Annotated in this window: 3 protein-coding genes; 1 reads left to right on the top strand and 2 read right to left on the bottom strand. The window is 69.0% G+C overall.

What is annotated here, in order from left to right; translation table 11 throughout:
* Nucleotides 1-15 precede the first annotated feature (15 nt).
* Nucleotides 16-5,358 carry a LamG-like jellyroll fold domain-containing protein gene (locus VFO68_RS02405; protein ID WP_325156459.1) on the top strand — a complete coding sequence of 1,781 codons (5,343 nt, stop codon included), beginning with the start codon at nucleotides 16-18 and terminating at the stop codon, nucleotides 5,356-5,358.
* Nucleotides 5,359-5,440: 82 nt separating this feature from the next.
* On the opposite strand, the gene VFO68_RS02400 is transcribed toward VFO68_RS02405, so the two are convergent.
* Entirely contained in the window at nucleotides 5,441-5,788 is a 348-nt protein-coding gene (locus tag VFO68_RS02400) for a hypothetical protein (protein ID WP_325156458.1), read from the bottom strand.
* A gap of 55 nt (nucleotides 5,789-5,843) precedes the next feature.
* Complete coding sequence (locus VFO68_RS02395; RefSeq protein WP_325156457.1) at nucleotides 5,844-6,134, bottom strand: hypothetical protein; 291 nt, start codon at nucleotides 6,132-6,134, stop codon at nucleotides 5,844-5,846.
* Between the last annotated feature and the right edge of the window lie 335 nt (nucleotides 6,135-6,469).

The following is a 6,469-nucleotide window of genomic DNA, read 5'->3' as shown; positions in this document are numbered from 1 at the left end:
CTGGACGCCAGCGCGGTGCGGGAAGCCCGGCGGACCGGCAAGCCGGTCGAGGTCACCAGCCGGACCACCGAGAAAAGCCAGGTCACGGCCAATCCCAACGGAACGTTCACGTTGCGGTCGAACGCGCGGCCGGTGCGGGTGCACAAGGACGGCAACTGGCGGAGCACCGACACCACGCTGCGGCCAGGCGCGAACGGTGTCCTCGCACCGGTCGCGGCCGCACTCGACGTGGCGTTCTCCAGCGGTGGCGACGCACCGCTGATCCGGCTGGCCGACGGGGACCGGGTGCTCACCTTCGACTGGCCGGATCCGCTGCCCAAACCGGTCGTCACCGGAAGCACGGCGACCTACCCCGACGTGCTGCCGGGCGTCGACCTGGTGCTCACAGCCGATGTGGACACCTACCATGAAACGCTGGTGATCCAGGACGCCCAGGCCGCCCGCAACTCGGCACTGGCCAATCTGAGGTTCACCGTCGAGGCGACCAACCTGGCCCTGCGCGTGGCCGAGGACGGCTCCCTGTCGGCCACCGACCGGTCCGGTAAGACGATCTTCGCCGGATCCACGCCGGTCATGTGGGACTCCGCCCGCGACGAGCGCCGCGGACCGGCTCCGACCGCGGTCGACCCCGGCAGCGGCCGGATCAGCAGGATCCCCGCCGGGGCGCGGCACACGCCGAACAAGTCCGCCGTACCGGCCGGCACGTCGAGCATGGAGTTGACCCTCACGCCGGACCCGGCCGCCCTGACCGGTCCGGACGTGACCTATCCGGTCTTCCTGGACCCGCAGATGTCTCGCAACAGCACCGCGTGGGTCGAGGTGACCGACAATGGCTGGCACTACTACAACGCGGCCATGGACGCCCAGGTCGGCCGCTGCTGGGACCACAGAGGGGAGTGCGGCGGCAGGTGGGTGGCCCGCTCCTACTTCCAGATGCCCACCCAGGATCTGCAGTGGCGCAACAACTACGCACCCACGGTGTGGTCCGCCTCGTTCTACGCCCTGCAGAAGCACGCTTCGCACGCCTGCGCCTCCGAGCCGGTCAACCTGTACGACACCTTCCCGGTCGACGGCGGCACCCGCTGGCCCGGACCGATAACCCACTTCCTGGAGCAGCAGTGGTCCAATGCCGGGGATCAGTGCGGTGGCGCGGCCAACGTCATCTTCCATCCGAACGAGCACGTGCAGGCCGCGGCCAACCTCAACGGCTCCTTCATCACGCTGGGCCTGGCGGCCCCGGACGAGAACAACGACCTGCAGTGGAAGAAGTTCGCCAACAACCCGTTGCTGGAGGTGGTTTTCAGCTTCCCACCGAACAACGCCACCGGGTTGCGGGTGTCCAACGAGGTCCGCTGCTACGGCAAGGTGGTCACCTCCGACGCCAACCCGATCCTGTACGCCACCGCGTCGGACAACAACAGCCCGCCGTTGATGCCGGCGTTGTGGCACCACGTCTACACCGCCGACGAAACCCGGTGGATCACCTCCTCCAGTGGCGGGGTGCGGATCAGCTCGGGCTCGGAGGGGCAGTGGCGGATCCCGCCGGTGGACCGGCTTTCCGACGGGGAATGGAAGTTCCGGGTGTATGTGAACAACAACCCCGAAGACCCGTCGCGGAACCTGGCCAACCCGAACAACGGCGGGTACAGCTCCTGGTATCCGTTCATCGTGCGGGCAACCCCACCCCGCAACGCGCCGGGGATCCGCGGCGACGCGGGCGACTATCCGGCCAACTATTGGGGCGCCGGCGCCGGCGCGCCGGGCGCGATCCCGGTGCACACCAACTTCGAACCCAACGTCGTGGGTTACACTTACACGTTCCTCGGTTCGGGCACCGAGGTAGTGCCGGGCGGAAACGACTGCACCTACAACCGCAGTTTCGGCGCCAGCGGCGGGTGGATCCCGCACAGCTGGTACGGCCAGGACTTCATCCCGATCCCCGCCGGACTCTCGGCCGGGTACCACACCGTGCACGTGCGCAGCTTCGACGACGCGCACAACCTCTCGCCGGAGTCCTCGCACACCTTCTACGTCGCTCCGAACACCGGGGCGGCCGCCCGGCGGGTGGAAGCCGAGACGATGCAACTCAGCGGGCAGGGCGTGCAGCCGCAGGTGCTGAACAACGACTGCTGCGCCATGTCCTTCTCCGGCGGCTCCTTCGTGATGCTGCCTGCCACCACCACCGGCCAGTCCATGACCCTGCGGTTCTCCGTCACCGCGACCGGCAACTACCAACTCGCCGCCGGCCTGATGTCGTCCTATGACTTCGGCCAGTTCGCCATCACGCTCGACGGAACGCCGATCGGCCACCCCGAACTCGGCATGCCACCGGGCACCTTCAACGGCTGGACCAATCCACCCACAGTGTCACACCGGCCGCTGGGCACCCGGCGGCTGGCGGCCGGACAGCACGCCCTGACTCTGACCACGACCGGCACGGACCCCTCCTCGATCGACCTCCGGTACCTGGTCGCGGTCGACTATCTGGATCTGATCCCGGCCAGCCGGCTGGAGGCCGATGATCCCGCGCAGGTCACGGTGAGCGTGCCACAGGGTCAAAGCGCCGTGCCCGCGCCGCAGACCAACTGCTGTTTCCTGGTGAGCTGGACGCAGGGCAAGCAGTTGCTGTTCGCGTCCAACACGGTCAACGGGTCCTTCGATCTGGGCTTCTCGGTGCCGCTGGAGGCCGACTACGCGCTGGGCGCGGGGCTGACCAAAGCGGCCGACTACGGCAAGCTGACCCTGCTGCTGGACGGCAAACCCTTGCAGAACACCGATGTCACGCCATGGGACGGTTACGCCTCCAGTGTGAGCAACCAGTTCGTGGCGCTGGGCGGGTTGCATCTGACCGCCGGGGCGCACACGTTGACGGTGAAGGTGGTCGGCACCAACCCGGCCTCCACCGGCGACCGCTACAAGGCCGGGGTGGACTACATCAGCGCGGTGCCGATCAACAACGTCACCACCGCCGGCTTCACCCAGGCCATGAACAACGACGGCATCGTCGCCGACACCGGCGTGCCGGCCGACACCCGCGCCAGCCTGGATCTCAACGGCGGCTACCTGTCGGCGCAGACGCTGGCCGCCACCGGGTACGGCCCCGGCGCCCCGGTCCGCATCGGTGGTGCGAACTTCACGATGCCCACCCCGCGCGCCGACGGCACCGACAACGTCATCGCCATCGGCCAGACCATCCCGTTCGCGGCCGCCCAGCAGGTCGCGGCCAGCGCGGTCGGCCTGCTGGTGACCGCGACCTGCGGCAGCGTGCCGGCCCGGACGGCGACGTTGACCTACACCGACAACACCACCCAGGACACCCGGCTGAGCGCGGTGGAGGACTGGGTGTGGTACGTCAGTCTCGATCCCAACATCGTCACCCTGCCCTACCGGGTCGGCGCCTCCGGGGTGGACAGGACCGTGCACCCGGGGCTGCGGGCGGTGTTCCTGCCGGCCGACCCCACCAAGACGCTCAAGTCGATCACGCTGCCGAACTACGGCAGCAGCCTGGTCCCGGGCAGCTGCTCCCCGGCCCTGCACGTGCTGGCCATGGCCCCCCGGGTCGCCACACCGGGTTGGATCGGGGCCTGGACGGCCCCGGCCGACGCCACGGTCCCGCCGGCCGGTGGGGTCGGGTTCGCCAACCAGACCCTGCGCACCATCGTGCACCCCACCGTGACCGGGTCCTCGGTGCGCATCCGGGTCGCCAACCCGGTCGCGGCCTCGGCCATGACCATCAACGCGGCCAGCATCGCCGCGCAGTCCGGCACCGGGGCGGCCACCACCGGCACCCCGACCGCCCTCACCTTCGGCGGCTCCGCACAGGTCACCGTCGCGGCCGGTGGTGAGGCACTCAGCGACCCGGTCGCCTTCCCCGCCGGGGGCGGCAATCTGGCGGTCAGCCTGCATCTACAGGCCGCGGTCACCGGCGCGGCGATCCACAGCTACCCCGCCGCGCCCACCTACCTGGCCACCGGCAACGCCACCGGCGACAGCACCGGCACCCCGTTCACGGCCACGCTGGGCGGTTCGCGCTACCTGTCCGGCGTCGACGTGTCCACATCGGACACCGCGGCCGGCACCGTGGCCGTCCTCGGGGATCAGCTCACCGCCATCGCCCCGGCCGGCGGCGGCACGTGGGTCGACGAACTGCCCGCCCTGCTCGACGCCGGCGGCGTGCCGCTGCCGGGTGGGCTGGTCAACGCCAGCCGCGCCGGTCTGGCCCCCAACAGCCACTGGCGCCTCGACGACGCCACCGGCAGCACCGCCCGCGACAGCTCCGGCACCAACCCCGCCACCCTGACCGGCGGCGGCACCTGGACCACCGAGCGGGGCGGCGCGATCAGCCTCAACGGCGCCAACGGCAGCCTGGCCACCGCCAACCGTGCCCTGGTGACCAGCGCCGGCTTCACCGTCTCGGCCTGGGTCAAACTCAACACCACCAGCGGCACCCAGACCGTGGTGAGCCAGGACGGCACCCAGCAGAGCGGGTTCGCCCTGCAGTACAGCGCCCCCGACAACAAGTGGTCCTTCACCATTCCCGGCACCGACACCGCCGGCGCGGTCCCCGTCCGAGTGCTGTCCACCGCTCCCGCCCAGACCGGGGTGTGGACCCACCTGCTCGCCACGTGGGAACCCGCCACCAAGTCCGCCGCTCTCTACCTCAACGGCGGAATACAGAACTGGGCCATCGCCCCCAGCTTCGACGCCACCGGGCCGCTGGTCATCGGCCGCGGCAAACTCAACGGCAGCAACACCCACTACCTCAACGGCGCCGTCTCCGACGTCTACGTCTACCAGCGCGACGCCGGCCCGGACGACGCCAGAGTCCTGTTCTCCGGCAGCCCCGTGCCCGGCAACCGACCCGGGCTGGGCGCCCCCACCGTCGCCAGGGCACCCGTGTCGCTCGACACCACGGTGCTCAACCAACCCGCCCTGCGCACCGTGATCGTTGCCTTGGGCGCCAACGACATCCTCGCCGGCCGCAACCGCGACACCATCACCCAGGACCTCAGGAAGCTGATGGCCGTCAGCAGCGACACCGGTCTGCGCAACCACCGCCGCACCAACGGCGCGCTCGTCAACGTCATCATCACCACCGTCCCCGCGCTCGGCCTGGCCGACAACGACCCGCGGGAGCTACAACGCCAGGCCCTCAACGCCGACCTGCTCAGTAACTTCCCCAACTACGGCGCCGTCCAGATCGTCGACCTCGCCGCCGCCGTCCGCGATCCCGCCCACCCCAACCAGATCGACCCCGCCTTGCTGACCGGCAACGCTCCCAACGCCGCCTACCACACCACCATCGCCCAAGCCCTCACCGACGCCGTCACCCGATTCCCCCCGGAGGCCACCCTCTGACGCCCCACCACACCGACAGAAGCGGCTCCCGGGAGGACGGTCTGTCCGGGACGGCTTCTGCTCGTCGCAGCCACCCGACATGTCACCGATTGACATCCCCTCCTCCCGTTTCGCGGAGAAAAATTCTGTAGGCCCCCAGGTCACGTTCGATGAGCTCATCGTGGTGCCGGGGATCGCGAATGAGCGTCGGATATCCCCATAGTGCGAGAACCGGATCGCGATCCTTGACGGGGGAGAATTGCCAGCCGTGCGGAATTCGCCCGTCGGAGACGACGAAGAGTTCCATTGGCTTCCAATTCGGCCTGTCCGTGTCATCGACTATGAGGACGCCAAGGCCGTATGTCCAGAGAGTGATCGCCTGGGCGGCGTATTCCTGACCGACCGTCACATTGAACCTGGACGCGGCCGTATTGCCCGACTTCTCCAGCACATCCGCAGGCAAGTCGCTTCCGACACTGCCGACGCAGAGCAATCTCATCGCCCAGTTACTCCGGTTCCGTCCAGTCCTTGAACTTGAAATCGTCAGCCACGCCAGTCCCAAAGTTATAGACGTAGTGGATTTCGACGCCATCCACGGTCTGCGACATCTTCACCCAACCATCGTCGGCGCCCCATCTCGGGTCCTTCATAGTGACCGGAAGCCGGGTACCGTATTGCGGATTCTCTTGAACAAGGTCCAGTGCGCGTTGCTCATTCGGCCCGCCCGGCGTGGTCGCGACCGTGCCGGCTCGGCGCCGGGCTCTGGCCTTCGGCCGCCGCCCGCGCCGGCCGGCCACACCAACTCCGCGCGGAGGAAACCCAGACGCATCCGGCGGGGGCCTCGGGCTCCGGGATAGCCGCCACCCCCGCCACCGTCATCCCGGGCGAAGCCGAGCACACCAGGGCCGGCCCTGCCGCGCTCCCCGAAGGGCGGGACGACGGCGACGGGATAGCACCGCAAGATCCGAACAGGGCGAACACGACCAGGGACTCGTGACTACCTCACTAAATGGTGACGGCAACCGTGACGGCAACCCGCGCAAACATCCAGGCACCACGACAGACTCTTCAGTCACAGAGAGTCACCGTATGCATCGTCCAACGCGACCCAACTATGCGCGTTCGAGTCGCC

The sequence above is a fragment of the Actinophytocola sp. genome (assembly GCF_035712165.1).
GTDB lineage: Bacteria > Actinomycetota > Actinomycetes > Mycobacteriales > Pseudonocardiaceae > DASYTH01.
Note: the sequence above shows the minus strand (reverse complement) of the source record. Positions and strands in the feature narration are given on the sequence as shown.